The 14,645-nt window shown below is 67.7% G+C and carries 16 protein-coding genes and 1 pseudogene; 6 read left to right on the top strand and 11 right to left on the bottom strand.

Going from position 1 to position 14,645, the window contains the following annotated elements; genetic code table 11:
* Positions 1 to 4: 4 nt before the first annotated feature.
* The gene (locus tag ACIHA7_RS34930; protein WP_397295648.1) at positions 5 to 1,168 is read left to right on the top strand and encodes a Cmx/CmrA family chloramphenicol efflux MFS transporter; all 1,164 of its coding nucleotides are present in this window, start codon (positions 5 to 7) and stop codon (positions 1,166 to 1,168) included.
* An 86-nt stretch (positions 1,169 to 1,254) separates the two neighbouring features.
* On the opposite strand, the gene ACIHA7_RS34935 is transcribed toward ACIHA7_RS34930, so the two are convergent.
* From ACIHA7_RS34935 to ACIHA7_RS34980, 10 genes and pseudogenes are all read right to left on the bottom strand, one after another.
* A complete protein-coding gene (locus tag ACIHA7_RS34935) occupies positions 1,255 to 1,575 on the bottom strand; it encodes a helix-turn-helix domain-containing protein (protein ID WP_397295650.1) in 321 nt (106 codons plus the stop codon).
* 14 nt (positions 1,576 to 1,589) lie between these two features.
* Positions 1,590 to 1,781 (bottom strand): annotated as a pseudogene (locus ACIHA7_RS34940) (type II toxin-antitoxin system RelE/ParE family toxin); the annotation flags it as partial.
* A 28-nt stretch (positions 1,782 to 1,809) separates the two neighbouring features.
* Positions 1,810 to 2,265, bottom strand: coding sequence for a DUF350 domain-containing protein (locus ACIHA7_RS34945; RefSeq protein WP_397295652.1), 456 nt, complete (start codon positions 2,263 to 2,265; stop codon positions 1,810 to 1,812).
* Between the two features lie 43 nt (positions 2,266 to 2,308).
* Positions 2,309 to 3,475 (bottom strand): glutathionylspermidine synthase family protein, encoded by a 1,167-nt coding sequence (locus ACIHA7_RS34950; RefSeq protein WP_397295653.1) that lies wholly within the window; start codon positions 3,473 to 3,475, stop codon positions 2,309 to 2,311.
* Positions 3,475 to 4,197, bottom strand: coding sequence for a hypothetical protein (locus tag ACIHA7_RS34955; protein ID WP_397295655.1), 723 nt, complete (start codon positions 4,195 to 4,197; stop codon positions 3,475 to 3,477). Before ACIHA7_RS34955 ends, ACIHA7_RS34950 begins: the two co-directional genes overlap by 1 nt.
* A gap of 31 nt (positions 4,198 to 4,228) precedes the next feature.
* Entirely contained in the window at positions 4,229 to 4,516 is a 288-nt protein-coding gene (locus tag ACIHA7_RS34960; protein ID WP_397295657.1) for an acylphosphatase, read from the bottom strand.
* Complete coding sequence (locus ACIHA7_RS34965) at positions 4,516 to 4,953, bottom strand: OsmC family protein (protein ID WP_107658411.1); 438 nt, start codon at positions 4,951 to 4,953, stop codon at positions 4,516 to 4,518. Before ACIHA7_RS34965 ends, ACIHA7_RS34960 begins: the two co-directional genes overlap by 1 nt.
* A 240-nt stretch (positions 4,954 to 5,193) precedes the next feature.
* On the bottom strand, positions 5,194 to 5,901 hold the full coding sequence (locus tag ACIHA7_RS34970) for a response regulator (protein ID WP_397295659.1): 708 nt from the start codon (positions 5,899 to 5,901) through the stop codon (positions 5,194 to 5,196).
* Positions 5,902 to 5,957: 56 nt separating this feature from the next.
* The gene (locus tag ACIHA7_RS34975) at positions 5,958 to 8,459 is read right to left on the bottom strand and encodes an ATP-binding protein (protein WP_397295661.1); all 2,502 of its coding nucleotides are present in this window, start codon (positions 8,457 to 8,459) and stop codon (positions 5,958 to 5,960) included.
* A gap of 69 nt (positions 8,460 to 8,528) precedes the next feature.
* Positions 8,529 to 8,687 (bottom strand): hypothetical protein, encoded by a 159-nt coding sequence (locus tag ACIHA7_RS34980; protein ID WP_397295662.1) that lies wholly within the window; start codon positions 8,685 to 8,687, stop codon positions 8,529 to 8,531.
* Positions 8,688 to 8,987: 300 nt separating this feature from the next.
* Between ACIHA7_RS34980 and ACIHA7_RS34985 the strand changes: the two genes are divergently transcribed.
* The 5 genes from ACIHA7_RS34985 to ACIHA7_RS35005 all read left to right on the top strand — a co-directional run bounded on the left by ACIHA7_RS34985 (position 8,988) and on the right by ACIHA7_RS35005 (position 13,936).
* Complete coding sequence (locus ACIHA7_RS34985) at positions 8,988 to 9,071, top strand: potassium-transporting ATPase (protein ID WP_067449012.1); 84 nt, start codon at positions 8,988 to 8,990, stop codon at positions 9,069 to 9,071.
* Positions 9,068 to 9,154, top strand: a complete 87-nt coding sequence (locus ACIHA7_RS34990; RefSeq protein ID WP_234391429.1) for a potassium-transporting ATPase subunit F — start codon at positions 9,068 to 9,070, stop codon at positions 9,152 to 9,154. The genes ACIHA7_RS34985 and ACIHA7_RS34990 overlap by 4 nt, the downstream gene beginning before the upstream one ends.
* Positions 9,155 to 10,828, top strand: a complete 1,674-nt coding sequence (gene kdpA, locus ACIHA7_RS34995; RefSeq protein ID WP_397295663.1) for a potassium-transporting ATPase subunit KdpA — start codon at positions 9,155 to 9,157, stop codon at positions 10,826 to 10,828. It abuts the gene before it with no gap.
* Between the two features lie 155 nt (positions 10,829 to 10,983).
* On the top strand, positions 10,984 to 13,044 hold the full coding sequence (gene kdpB / locus ACIHA7_RS35000; protein WP_397295958.1) for a potassium-transporting ATPase subunit KdpB: 2,061 nt from the start codon (positions 10,984 to 10,986) through the stop codon (positions 13,042 to 13,044).
* Position 13,045: 1 nt separating this feature from the next.
* A complete protein-coding gene (locus tag ACIHA7_RS35005) occupies positions 13,046 to 13,936 on the top strand; it encodes a potassium-transporting ATPase subunit C (protein ID WP_397295665.1) in 891 nt (296 codons plus the stop codon).
* A 108-nt stretch (positions 13,937 to 14,044) separates the two neighbouring features.
* Here ACIHA7_RS35005 and ACIHA7_RS35010 read toward each other — a convergent pair whose 3' ends face one another.
* Positions 14,045 to 14,452 carry a VOC family protein gene (locus tag ACIHA7_RS35010; RefSeq protein WP_397295666.1) on the bottom strand — a complete coding sequence of 136 codons (408 nt, stop codon included), beginning with the start codon at positions 14,450 to 14,452 and terminating at the stop codon, positions 14,045 to 14,047.
* Positions 14,453 to 14,645: the final 193 nt, after the last annotated feature.

A 14,645-nucleotide genomic window follows, 5' to 3' on the forward strand; every position in this document is an offset into this window, starting at 1 on the left:
TTGCATGCCTGTTGTCATTTTCGTCTTGGGTGTCGCCGTATTCGCGCAGGGGACATCGGAATTCATGTTGTCGGGGCTGCTCGAGCCCGTCGCCGCGGATGTCGGAGTGTCGCTCGGCTCGGCCGGGTTACTGACGTCGCTGTTCGCCGTCGGCATGATCGTCGGCGCGCCGCTGATGGCGATGGTCGCGGGGCGTTGGCCGACCCGGTACGCGCTGACCGGATGCTTGTCGTTGTTCATTGCCGCGCACATCGTCGGCGCGCTCACCAGCACCTTCGGCGTGCTGCTCGCCACCCGCGTAGTCGCGGCGCTGGCGAACGCCGGGTTCCTCGCGGTCGCGCTCGCCGCGCTACCCGCCCTCGCCGGCCCCCATCGGGTCGGTCGCGCGACCTCCATCATCCTGTCCGGAGTGACGCTGGCCTGCATTGCCGGCGTCCCCGGCGGCGCGGTCCTCGGTCAGGTACTCGGCTGGCGATCGGCCTTCTGGGCAGTCGTCGTCGTGAGCGTGCCCGCCCTGATAGGCACGTGGGCGCTGGTTCGCACGGAATCCGGTAAATCGGAAGCGGCCGAGGGGATTTCGCTCTGGGGCGAGTGGCGCACGCTAGGCCTGCCGCAGGTGCGGGTCGTGCTGATGCTCGGCGCCGTGGTGAACGCGGCGACCTTCGCCGCTTTCACCTATCTCGCGGTGATCACGACCAATGTCAGCGAAGCAGGACCGGGGTGGGTGCCGATTATGCTCGCGCTCTTCGGAATCGGATCTTTCGCCGGTGTCACACTCGCCGGTACCTATGCCGATCGATCCGCGCACGTCATCCTCACAACCGGATCGGTTGCGCTGCTGATCATCTGGACCACCACCGCACTGCTCGCCGCCTACCTACCCGCCCTGCTGGTCATGGCAACAATCAGCGGTGCCACATCCTTCGCCGTCGGTTCCACCGTGATCGGCCGCATCATCACCACCGCAACACCAACCGCCCCCCACCTGAGCGGCGCCTTCGCCACCGCCGCCTTCAACATCGGTGCCGCCCTCGGCCCGGCCATCGCAGGCCTAGCCATCAGCACAACGGGCACAACCACATCCGCCCTATGGACCAGCGCAGCACTCGCCGCAGCCGCCACCACACTCACCCTCTTCACCCCGACACGACAGCCCAGCACACCCTGACCGCACCAGTGAGCGGCACATGACGGCGGCAAACGTCGAGCGGCCCCATCGTCATGTGCCACCCACGGCGCCCCAACGGGTCTCGGTCACCCCACCCGAAGTTGCTCGTCGCCGAAGTCGGCGACGAGCTTCAGCACACCGCCGAGCGCGGATACATACCGATCCAGCACGTCCCGAGTGGACACCTCACCCTGCTCGATCTGCGACACCCTGACCACGGACACACCCATCTGTTCCGCCACCTGCTTCTGGCTGAGGCCACGATGCTTGCGCAGTTCCGCAAGCGGCCAGCCCCGCGCGCGATCTTGCAGGTGCTCGACACCTTCTTCGAAACCTTCGGGCCCAGCCGCTGCGTCGATTGCGCGTTCGAGGTGTCCGGTGTCGCGCCAGCGACGCTGTGTAGTCATTGGTGCGACTCCTCAGCTCGCAGAATGGCCGATCTCCAGGGGTCGAAGACGAACAGTATCCGGATCTCGCTCTTCCCCGTAGACCCTGGCCGCAGCTCCTTCATGTTCGCGATCCGCGATCCGGCGATGCTGTCCACGAGCGGCCGCCCTTGCGCGGGACCGCATCGCTCCAGCAGCAGATTCGCGGCAACCGTCGAGTGGGCCACACCATGGAGTGGGCCACTCGTGGCGGGGTCAGAGGATGGCGAAGGCTACTACGAGGCCGAGGGCGAAGTGGGCGGCGGCTACTACCAGGACTTCGGTGGTGTAGGTGTCGGCGTGCAGGGCGGTGCCGATGTCGATGCCGAGGGCCTTTTCGATGACGCGGACCGAGATCACCTGGGCGATGATGCCGACGAGGCCGTAGACGAGGGCGGCGATGAGGCCTTCGGAGAGTTTGCCGCCGCTGCCGACCGCGAGGATGGCGAGCACGACGATGAAGGCCATGCTGATCATGCCCGCGGCGGTGACGATGATCGCGTTGGGCTTGCCCGCGACGACCAGCTTGCGCAGGTGACCGGGGGTGGTCAGGTCGATGGCGTAGAACCCGACGAGCATCAGGACCAGACCGATGAGGGCGTAGAGGATGATGGCTCCTACGCCCTCGCCGAGCGAGCTCCAGTACCCCGATTCGAGGGCGACTGCGGTCATCATGATCCTTCCGGAAGTGGTGGCTACGAAGAGTGTGTGCGGGCTACGAGGTGACGATGCGGTGCGGGACGAAGGCCGAGCCGTCGTCGGTGATGAGTCCGGCGGTCTCCCGGATGCCGAGCCCCGCCGCGGTGTCGCCGACCATCCAGGCACCCAGTACCGGACGCATGTCGTCGAACTCCGGTAGCGGGTCCAGCAATTGGTAGACGTAGCCTTCTTCGCCGTAGATACCGCCGGTGGCGGTCTCCAGGCCGGCGCCGACGATGGTCATGTTGGCGCCTTCGCGACCCAGCTTCGGCTTACGGATGTACTCGGTGAGCTCGTTGGGCTGATCTAGGTAGGCGGGCAACAGATTCGGATGCCCGGGATACATCTCCCACAGGATCGCGAGGATCGCCTTGTTGCTGAGCAACGTCTTCCACAGCGGTTCGATCCACATGGTCTGCGGCAGACTGCCGACGACCCGCTGACCGAAGTCGTCGTCGAGGGCCCACTCCCACGGGTAGAGCTTGAAGATCGCCTCGATCGGCGCCTCCGCCAGATCGACGAAACGGTCCAGCTCCGTGTCGAATCCGACTTCTTCGATGGGTAGCGCGATGGTGTCGAACCCGGCCTCGGCGGCGGTCTCCTGCATATACGCAGTGGTGACGTTGTCCTCGCCGGTGGCGTCGGCCCCGGACCAGCTGAAGTGCAGCTGGGCGGTCGGCAGGGTGTCGCGCAGCTCGGTCCAGCGCTCGACGAGCTTCTCGTGCAACGAATTCCATTGATCGCCGCCGGGGTAGAGCGCGGTCAGCCAGTGCCACTGCACGATCGCCGCCTCGAGCAGCGAGGTCGGCGTATCCGCGTTGTACTCCAGCAGTTTCGCCGGACGACGCGCGTCGTAGCGCAGGTCGAACCGCCCGTACACGTAAGGGTCGTTGCGCCGCCAGGATTCGGCGATCGGTGCCCAACTCCATTCGGGCAGACCGAAATCCTTGAACCGCTCGGTGAGCACGACGTGTTCGACCGCGTTGAGGCACATCGAGTGCAGCAGCTCGACATCGGCTTCGAGCGCGAGGATCTCGTCCATCTCGAACTCGTAGTGCACCGACTCGTCCCAGTACGGCCGCGGCTGACCGCTGGCATCGCGACCGGGCACACCGTAGACCAGGCCCTGGCTCTCGGTGATCTGCTGCCAGTCCGGTCGGGGCGTACTGCGTATCCGCCGCACTACGATCCTCCGCCGGTGCTCTTGCTGCCGAGCCCGCCGCGCTGAATGGTGGTGCCGCTCTTCGTCTTTATCTCGGCGCTCTTGGGTTTCACGGTGGTACCGCCCGTGGGCGGCTTGCCGATGGTGGGGGTGCCGCCGTAGTAGTAGCGGTACTGCGGCCCGCCGCCGAGGATGATCAGACCGGGGTTGATGACGCCGTCGCCGACGAAGCCGGGGCGTCCGTCGCCGCAGTAGCGGTCCTCGACCACGATCTCCTGACCGTTCTCGACCTTCACGCACGACGCGGTGACCTTGTCCGGCGCGGAGATCGCCCGGTAGGCGAGGTACCCGCCGCCGACCAGCGCGGCGACGCCGACGATCGCGACACCGCCGATCATTACCCGCTTGCGCGTGCGCTTCTTCGCTTCCTCCGCCGCGGCGGCGGCCCGCTGTGCTTCGGCGGCCCGCTTACGCGCCTTGTCCCTGGCCCGCGCCTCGGCCACCGTCGGCGGGCGCGGCTGGGTGACGCCGGGTTCTTGGCGCTGCACGCTGCCCGGCCGTGGCGGTGCAGGCGTCTCCGGAAGGTCGGTGGGCCGGCCGGGGGTGGGGCCGGGCGGATTCGGGTCGCCGGTAGCGGATTCGCCGGGCCCGGACGGGGTCGCGTCGTGCGCCCCCGACGGCTGCGCCGCGGACTCGTCCGGCTGGCTCCCCGGATGCTCGTCGCCAGGATTGTGCGTGCTCACTGTCGAGTCCTCGTCCTATCCCGGCCCACCACTACCGCTCCTCGAATCCGGTCATATCACCCCGCGCGGGCTCCCAGCTTTCCACAACCAAGGTCACCCGACCAGGTGTATCTCCGGAACGTAGCAGTTCGAGCAACCGCGCGCAGTCGTCGCGCCGCCCCTCCGCGACCACGTGCACCCGGCCGTCGCGCGCGTTGGTCGCGTGGCCGGTCAACCCGAGTTCCAGTGCGCGCGACCGCGTCCACCAGCGGAAACCCACCCCTTGGACGCGGCCGTGCACCCACGCGCTCAGCCGGACGAGCTCGTCGGATTCGCCCATCAGGCTTCGACGTCGAAGGACAACGTCACCTTCGTCCCCGCCTGCAACGTCCGGCCGACGGTGCACGCCTTGTCGATGGCGCGCTGCACGGTGACGAGCAACCGCTCCCGCGCCTCCTGGTCCAACTCGCTGAGGTCGAGCTCGAAGGTCTCCTCCAACTGCGGGTAGAGCTCGTTCTCCCGATCCGCGTCACCGGACACCCGGATGGTCGCGTCGAAGGAGTCGCCGAGTTTGCGGGAGAGCGAGAAATCCGCGCTGAGGCCCGAGCAACCGGCCAGTGCGATCTTCAGCAACTCACCGGGGGTAAAAGCTCCTGGCACGCCCTGCGAAGCGATCAGCACCTCGGCGCCGCGCGAGCTGCGCCCGGTGTAGGCCCGCGTACCGGTGCGCTCGACCCATAGCTCGGTCGGTGCCTGTGCGGGAGTCTGTTCAACCATGGGTTCGATCCTGCCATTGTCGTCGGAGTTCGCTCACGCCTGGCAACGCGACGAGGCCGATCCCGCATTCCGACGGTCGGCCCGGTGCCGACACTCGAACACAGCCGGACCGGCAGACCCGCGCCGTCCACCGCTGGCCGGACGGCGGGCCCGCGCGCGGCCGGTCAGCACGCCGGATGGCAGGCCCACGCCGCGGCCGGACCACATCCACGCCCCGCCGAGCGTCGGCCGCAGCCGTACCTACTCCTGGAACCGGTACCCCATCCCCGCCTCGGTCAGCAGATGCTTGGGGTGCGAGGGATCATCCTCGAGCTTGCGCCGCAACTGGGCCAAATACACTCGCAGGTAATGGGTTTCGGTCGCATACGCCGGTCCCCACACCTCACGCAGCAGCTCCTTGCGCCCCACCAGCTTCCCCTTGTTGCGCACCAGCATCTCGAGCATCCCCCACTCGGTCGGCGTGAGATGCACGGTCTGGTCGTTCTTGGTCACCTTCTTGGCGGCGAGATCGACGGTGAACGACGAGGTCACCACCACCGGATCGGCGGAGTCGGTGTCGGCGGCCCCGCGCCGGACCGCGGCCCGCAACCTGGCGAGCAGCTCGTCCATCCCGAACGGCTTGGTGACGTAGTCGTCGGCGCCCGCGTCGAGCGCCTCGACCTTGTCCGCCGAGTCGGTGCGCGCCGACAGCACGATCACCGGCGCGGAGGTCCAGCCGCGCAGGCCGGCCAGCACCTCGATGCCGTCGATGTCGGGCAGGCCGAGGTCGAGAATCACCACGTCGGGGTGTTTGTCCGCGGCCGCCCGCAGCGCGCCCGCGCCGGTCTCCGCGGTGATCACCTCGTAGCCGCGGACCGACAGGTTGATCCGCAACGCACGCACGATCTGTGGTTCGTCGTCGACCACCAGCACCTTGATCGCCGGGGCTTGCTGTTTCTTGTCGGTCATCACGGCTTCCTGTGTGGTCCGGTTCTGCGCGGCTCCGACTGTCGATGTATCCATCTTCAACTGCTCGCTCCCGTTTCGTCGGCAGGCAGGTCCACGATCATGGTCAATCCTGTGCCGGGGGTCGGTTCGGCGTGCACGGTGCCGCCCATCGCCTCGACGAATCCGCGCACCACCGACAGGCCGAGCCCGACGCCGGTGGTGTTGTCGCGGTCGCCGAGCCGCTGGAACGGCTCGAAGAGTTGCTCCTCGGTGCCCGGCGGGATCCCGGGGCCGACATCGACCACCGCGATCGACACGCGGTCGCCGTCGCGTTCGGCGGTCACCCGTACTGGTGTGTCGCGCGGCGCGTGCCGCAGGGCGTTGTCGATCAGGTTGGCGACCACGCGTTCCAGCAGCCCGGCGTCGGCGCGGACCGAGACATCGCCGACCTCCACCTTTACCCGATCCATCGCGGCGCGCCGCAGCCCGCGCGCGCCCATCCCGACGCTGACCAGTGCCCGGTGCACCACCTCGTCCATGTACACCCGTTGCAGCTGCGGCTTCACCACCCCGACGGCCAGCCGGGACGAGTCGAGCAGGTTGCCGACGAGCGCGGTGAGCTGGTCGACCGATTCCTCGATGGTTTCCAGCAGTTCGGTGGTGTCCTCGGCGGAGAACTCGATGTCGTCGCTGCGCAGGCTGGACACGGCGGCCTTGGCCCCGGCCAGCGGCGTGCGCAGGTCGTGGCTGACCGCGGAAAGCAGCGCGCGGCGCAACCGGTCGGCCTCGAGCAGGGCCGCTGCGGCGCTGGCCTCCTCGGCGAGTCGCGATTGACGGACCAGCCCGGCCGCCTGATTGGCGACGGCGTTGAGTACGGGCCGGTCGGCCGAGGCCAGCGGGCGTCCGGCCAGCAGCAGCCAGCTGGACGCGTCGCCTGCTTGAATGGCGGTTTCGGCGTCGGCGGCGCGCTGCGGCGAATTCTGGCCGACCGCGGCGATCACCTGCTCGCCGCACAGCATGCTGACCGCACGCAAACCGTAGGTCTCCCTGACCTGTTCGAGCAGGTTGGGCAGGTCCGCGCCGTGCAGAACGGCACCGGCGAACAAGGTCAGCAGTTCGGCCTCCTGCGAGGCCCGCCGCGCCTGGCGGGTCTGCTTGGCCGCCGTATCGACCAGCGCCGCCACCGCGACCGCGACGAACAGCAACACCACCACCGTGACGAAGCTGTCCGGCTCGGCGATGGTCAGGCTGTAGCGCGGAACGGCGAAGAACCAGTTCAGCAGCAGCCCGGACAGCAGCGCCGAAAAGGCCGCAGGGACAACGCCGCCCAGCAGCGCGACGGCGACGACGCCGATGAAGAACACCGCGCTGAGACCGCCGAGCTGGAGGTAGCCGTCGAGGAACACCGCACAGACCGCGCACACCACCAGCGGCACGAGCACCGCGGCGAGCCAGGCGCGGATCGGCTGGCGCGGCATGAGCGAACCGCGGCGCAGACCACGGTGTGCTTCCTCGTGGGTGACCATGTGCACGTCGATCTTGCCCGACTGCTGCACCACCGCCGACCCGATGCCCTCGTCGACCATGCGCGCCCATCGGGACCGCCGCGAGGTACCGAGAACCAGCTGGGTCGCGTTCACCTCGCGCGCGAACTCCAGCAGCGTGGCGGGCACGTCGTCACCGGTGACCGTGTGCAGGGAGGCGTCCAGGCTGGCGGCCAATTCGCGCAGCCGAGCCAGCCGTTCGGTGGAGACGCCGGCCAGCCCGTCGCCGCGCACCACATGCACCAGCACGAGCTCGGCACTGGCCTTTGTCGCGATGCGACTGGCGCGGCGCACCACGGTCTCGGACTCCGGGCCGCCGGTCACCGCGACCACCACCCGCTCCCGCGCCTCCCACAGATCGGTGATCTTGTGGTCGGCCCGGTACTTCGCCAGCGCCGCGTCGACCTGGTCGGCGAGCCACAGCAGCGCCAATTCCCTTAGCGCGGTGAGATTTCCGGGGCGGAAGTAGTTACGCAGCGCCGCGTCGACCTTGTCGGCGGCGTAGACGTTTCCGTGAGACAGCCTGCGGCGCAGGGCCTCCGGGGTGATGTCGACGAGCTCGACCTGATCCGCACCGCGCACCACCGCGTCCGGCACGGTCTCCTGCTGCTGAATGCCGGTGATCTGCTCGACCACGTCGTTGAGGCTCTCCAGGTGCTGCACGTTCACCGTGGAGACCACATCGATCCCCGCCGCGAGCAGCTCTTCGACGTCCTGCCAACGCTTTTCGTGCTTGCTACCGGGAACGTTGGTGTGCGCGAGCTCGTCGACCAGCGCCACCGCGGGCGCGCGCTGCAGCACCGCCGCGAGATCGAGCTCGGGCAGCAGCGTGCCGCGATACTCGAGCATCTTGGGCGGTATCCGCTCGATCCCCTGCAACAGTTCGGCGGTCTTGGCTCGACCGTGCGTCTCGACCACCGCAGCCACCACGTCGCGGCCGCGCTCGAGCCGCCGGTGCGCCTCGCCGAGCATGGCGTAGGTCTTACCGACTCCCGGCGCGGCGCCGAGGTAGATGCGTAGTTGGCCGCGTTTCACTCGTCCATCATTGCGTGTCGCGGCCCCGGCGCGGCGCACCTGCGGGACAGATCGGCGCGCTGCGTCCGATCACCGGACATCGAAGGCACCGGGTTCCCCGACGCGGGTCCGGTCCCCGTCCACGACCAGGCCGGGCACCTGCCGCTCGTCGCGGCGGGCGCCCAGCGCGCGGATCAACAGCGCACAACACACGAACCCGATGATGACGGCGACGGTGACGGCCGACATGACTTTCCTCTCTGGGTGACCACTGCGAACAACCGGTTGCGCTGGAGGAGTCCGCCTGGCCGGCTCTCCACTACTACCTCCACGCGGGGAGATCGGACCGATCTTTACGGTGTGTTGACGGTATCGCCGCACTCTTTGACGGCATCCTTTCAGCTATCCCTGGCCGGGGTGTAAACGAAACGCAAAGGCAACCGTTTCGCGCGCAAAGGAGTCGTAAGGAACCTCGGCACGCGCCTGATCGAAGACTTGACTCGCCAAGGCGCGCTCCACAACACGAGCGCTTGATGGAGGTTGGTCAACATGTCTGTCGTGGTGTTCACGGTGCTCACCGTGGCGATCTTCGCCCTGCTGGGCCTGATCCAGCGTGGGGTGGAAAAGCTGTGATAGCGAACCTGATCGGTCTGGTTCTCGCCATCGCCGTCGCGGTCTACATGGTCGCGGCGCTGCTTTTTCCCGAGAGGTTCTAGGTGAACACGACAACGGCGGGGATCGCCTTCGCGGCGTCTCTGGTCATCGCGCTCGCCCTGGTCCATGTACCGCTCGGCGACTACATGTACCGGGTCTACAACAACACCGAGCACTCTCGTGCCGAGCGCGTTATCTACAAGACCATCGGGGTCCAGCCCGAGGTCGAGCAAACCTGGGGCGTCTACGCCCGCAGCGTGCTGGCTTTCTCCGCGGTCAGCATCCTGTTCCTCTTCTTCTTGCAGCTGCTGCAAGGCAGGCTGCCGCTGCACCTGAACGACCCCGGCACCGAGATGACGCCCGCGCTGGCCTGGAACACCGCGGTCAGCTTCGTGACGAACACGAACTGGCAGAACTACTCCGGTGAGTCCACCCAGGGGCACCTGGTGCAGATGGCCGGGCTCGCGGTGCAGAACTTCGTCTCCGCGGCCGTCGGCATGGCCGTCGCGGTCGCGCTGGTGCGCGGCTTCGCCCGCAGGCACACCGGCGATCTCGGCAACTTCTGGGTGGACCTGGTGCGTGGCACCCTGCGCATCCTGCTGCCGATCGCCTTCGTGTTCGCGATCGTGCTGGTGGCCGGTGGCGTGATCCAGAACTTCCACCTGCACGACCAGGTCGCGCAGACGCTGAACGGCACCGAGCAGACCGTCCCCGGCGGGCCGGTGGCCAGCCAGGAGGTCATCAAGGAACTCGGCACCAACGGCGGCGGCTTCTACAACGCGAACTCCGCGCACCCGTTCGAGAACCCCACCACCTGGACGAACTGGCTCGAGATCTTCCTCATCCTGCTGATCAGCTTCTCGCTGCCGCGCACGTTCGGCCGGATGGTGGGCAGCAAGAAGCAGGGCGTCGCCATCGTCGCGGTGATGGGCACGATCGCGATCGTCAGCGTGACGCTGAGCAATGTCTTCCAGCTGGCCCATCACGGCACCGTGCCCACCGCCATCGGCGCCTCGATGGAGGGCGTGGAAACCCGGTTCGGCGTGGCGAATTCGGCGATCTTCTCGGGCGCGACCACGCTGACGTCCACCGGCGCGGTCGACTCGTTCCACGACTCCTACACCAGCCTCGGCGGCATGATGACGATGTTCAACATGCAACTCGGCGAGGTCGCGCCGGGCGGCGTCGGCTCCGGGCTCTACGGCATGCTGATCCTGGCGGTGATCACCGTCTTCATCGCGGGCCTGATGGTCGGGCGCACACCGGAGTACCTCGGCAAGAAGATCACCCCGCGCGAAATCAAGCTCGCCGCTTCGTATTTCCTGGTGAGCCCGCTGATCGTGTTGGTAGGCACCGCGATCGCCATGGCGCTGCCCGGTCAACGCGCGGGCATGCTGAACTCCGGGCCGCACGGACTCTCGGAAGTGTTGTACGCGTTCACCTCCGCGGCGAACAACAACGGCTCGGCGTTCGCCGGCCTCACCGGCAACACCGAGTGGTACAACACCGCACTGGGTCTGGCCATGGTGTTCGGCCGGTTCCTGCCGATCATCTTCGTGCTCGCGCTCGCCGGGTCGCTGGCCAAGCAGGGCAATACTCCCGAGTCGATCGGCACGCTGCCGACGCACCGGCCACAGTTCGTCGGCATGGTCGTCGGTGTGACGGTGATCCTGGTCGCGCTCACCTTCCTGCCCGCACTCGCGCTCGGGCCGCTCGCTGAAGGGATTCACCTATGACAACCGCATCGCATCGCGATTCCGTGGGGGGTGGTGGTCGGGCGACGGGTGGGCCCACACCAACGACCGAAATAACCGGCACCCCAGACGAATTCACCGATTCGAGGAAGCAGCCCGAACACAAGCGCGTCGCGCGCGGTGCGCTCGACCCGACGATGCTGCTCACCTCGTTGCCCGAGGCGGTACGCAAGCTCGACCCGCGCACCATGTGGCGCAACCCGGTGATGTTCATTGTCGAGATCGGCGCGGTCTGGGCGACCGTGCTCGCGATCGCCGACCCCACCTTCTTCGCCTGGGCCATCGTGGTGTGGCTCTGGCTCACCGTCATCTTCGCCAATCTCGCCGAAGCGGTGGCCGAGGGGCGCGGAAAGGCGCAGGCCGACACACTGCGCAAAGCCAAGACCGACACCGTCGCACGACGTTTGGTCGACTGGACGCCAGGCGGGCCGATCGTCGAGGAGGGCGTCACCGCGCCGGAGTTGCAGCGTGGTGACCACGTCGTCGTCGAGGCGGGGCAGGTCATCCCCGGCGATGGTGACGTGGTGGAAGGCATTGCGTCGGTGGACGAATCGGCCATCACCGGGGAGTCCGCGCCGGTGATCCGGGAATCCGGCGGCGACCGTTCCGCGGTCACCGGCGGCACCACCGTGCTGTCCGACCGGATCGTCGTCAAGATCACCCAGGAGCCGGGCAAGAGCTTCATCGACAAGATGATCGCCCTGGTCGAGGGCGCGAGCAGGCAGAAGACGCCCAATGAGATCGCGCTGAACATCCTGCTTTCCTCGCTCACCATCATCTTCGTCTTCGCTGTGGTGACCCTGCAGCCGCTGGCGATCTTCTCGAAGGCGAACAACCCTGGCGTGCCGGACACGTCGGCGCTGGACGGCAACGGCATCACCGGCATCGTCATGGTCTCGCTGCTGGTCTGCCTGATCCCGACCACCATCGGCGCGCTGCTCTCGGCCATCGGCATCGCGGGCATGGACCGGCTGGTGCAGCGCAATGTGCTCGCCATGTCCGGCCGCGCGGTCGAGGCGGCCGGCGATGTGAACACGCTGCTGCTGGACAAGACCGGCACCATCACCCTCGGTAACCGGCAGGCCTCGGAGTTCGTTCCGGTGCCCGGTATTTCGGCCGACGAGCTGGCCGACGCGGCCCAGCTGTCCAGCCTCGCCGACGAGACACCCGAGGGCCGCTCGATCGTCGTCTACGCCAAGCAGGCGTACAACAAACGCGAGCGCACCGCAGGCGAGCTGACCGGTGCGACCTGGGTGGAGTTCACCGCGCAGACCCGCATGTCGGGCGTCGACCTGGCCGACGGGCACCAGCTGCGCAAGGGCGCGGCCAGTGCGGTCATCGAATGGGTTCGCGCACAAGGGAGCACGGTGCCCAGCGAGGCCGGTGCGATCGTCGACGGCGTCTCGGCCTCCGGTGGCACACCGCTGGTCGTCGGCGAGCTCAGGGACGGCACCGCCCGGCTGCTCGGCGTCATCCACCTCAAGGACGTCGTCAAGCAGGGCATGCGGGAGCGCTTCGACGAGATGCGCAGGATGGGCATCCGCACCGTCATGATCACCGGCGACAACCCGTTGACCGCCAAGGCGATCGCCGACGAAGCGGGCGTGGACGACTTCCTCGCCGAGGCGACGCCGGAGGACAAGCTGGCGCTGATCAAGCAGGAGCAGGACGGCGGGCGGCTGGTCGCGATGACCGGCGACGGCACCAACGACGCGCCCGCCCTGGCCCAGGCCGATGTGGGCGTCGCCATGAACACCGGCACCTCGGCGGCCAAAGAAGCGGGCAATATGGTCGATCTGGACTCCGATCCGACCAAGCTGATCGAGATCGTCGAGATCGGCAAGCAGCTGCTCATCACCCGCGGCGCGCTGACCACCTTCTCCATCGCCAACGACATCGCCAAGTACTTCGCGATCCTGCCCGCGTTGTTCATCGCGCTGTTCCCCGGCCTGGACGCGCTGAACATCATGCGGCTGCACAGCCCGCAGTCGGCGATCCTGTCCGCGGTCATCTTCAACGCGATCATCATCGTGGCGTTGATCCCGCTCTCGCTGCGCGGGGTGAACTACACGCCGAGCAACGCGTCGAAGTTGTTGAGCCGCAACCTGACGATCTACGGCCTCGGCGGCATCATCGCGCCGTTCATCGGCATCAAGCTCATCGACCTAGTCGTCCAACTCCTCCCTGGGATGTCCTGACATGCGCCTGTCCACTTGGGTCCGGCAGCACCTGGCCGCGTTGCGTGCGCTGCTCGTGCTCACCGCGATCACCGGAATCATCTACCCCCTGGCGGTTTTCGCGGTCGCGCAGCTACCCGGGCTGCACGACAAGTCCGACGGGTCGTTGCTGTCGGTCGACGGCAAGCTTGTCGGCTCCAGCCTGATCGGCCAGTCGTTCACCGATGCCGACGGCAAGGCGCTGGTGCAGTACTTCCAGAGCCGTCCGTCCGCGGCGGGCGAGAACGGGTACGACCCGATGGCCACCTCCGCGTCGAACCTCGGCCCGGAGAGCATCGTGGACGCCCTCGACGCCGATCCGGACAAGGTGAAGCTGAGCCTGCTGTCCACCGTGTGCGCGCGCAGCAAGGAGGTCGGCGACCGTGAGGGGGTCGACGGCGCCCGGCCGTTCTGCACGAAAGACGGTGTCGGGGCGGTGCTCTCGGTGATCGGGCCGCGCGACGCCGACGGTGAGGTCGCCAACCCCACCCAGGTGGTGAGCGTCAACGAGGCGTGCCCGGCGACGCCGTTCCTGGCCACCTACCACGGCGTGCGGGTCGAATGCGCCGAGCCCGGTGTGGATTACGCGGCCGGTCGGATCGTCCCGATCTTCGGCGACGCCCCCGTCGACACTCCCGTCCCCACCGACGCGGTCACCGCAAGCGGCAGCGGACTGGATCCGCACATCTCGCCCCGGTACGCGGACCTCCAGGTCTCCCGAATCGCCAAGGCCCGCAACATCTCCGAGGATAAAGTGCGCCAACTGGTAGACGCGCACACGTCCGGCCGGACCCTCGGCTTCCTCGGAGAACCCCGCGTCAACGTGGTCGAACTGAACCTCGACCTCGACCAGCGGTACCCGTTCCGCGCCTGATCTGACGCGCGAAGGCACGGCGAACTGCTCTCCGGCAGTTGGGACATCAGAAATCAGTTCCGACTTCCGGGGAGCATGTTTGTGTCCGAGATGCCACCGACCGCGAATTCAGCCCTCTTCTCGGATGTTCGGACGAGGACCGAGAGGAAGCAGCGGTGCGCGGGAGGTCAGGCAGAACGGGTGACCGGCCGGATCGAGCAGTACCCGCCAAAGCTCCGGTCCCGGTTGCACTTCGGCCACCCGCGCGCCCAACCGGACGGCCTCGGCTTGCGCGTTGTCCAGATCATCCACCCTGAGATCGAGATGGATGTGACTCGGCGTCTCCCCCGCAGGCCAGGTCGGCGGCTGGTAGTCGGGCACCGTCAGCGCGCACAGCGACCCGCGCTCGGTGTGCACCACGGCCAACTCCGCTGTCCGATAAACGATCTCACCGTCGAGCAGCGCGGCCCAGAACCCCGCGAGTTCCTCTTTGTCGGAGCAGTTCAAGGTGATCAAACTCAGCTGAGCGATAGCCACCCTTCGATCCTACGGCCGGGCAGCGAGCCGGACTGCCGCGCGAACCGGTTCGGCCCAGCCGGCTCAGGGGTGGCCTGAGCGGGCTGGGCCGAGCAGCGCCGGTGGGCGCGAGAACCTCAGCGGTCAGCCGACTTCGGCGTGATCGAAGTAGTAGGCCGCGGCCGCCAGGTATTGGCAGCAGTCGGGGCCGTGA

The sequence above is a fragment of the Nocardia sp. NPDC052316 genome, from assembly GCF_044547795.1.
GTDB lineage: Bacteria > Actinomycetota > Actinomycetes > Mycobacteriales > Mycobacteriaceae > Nocardia.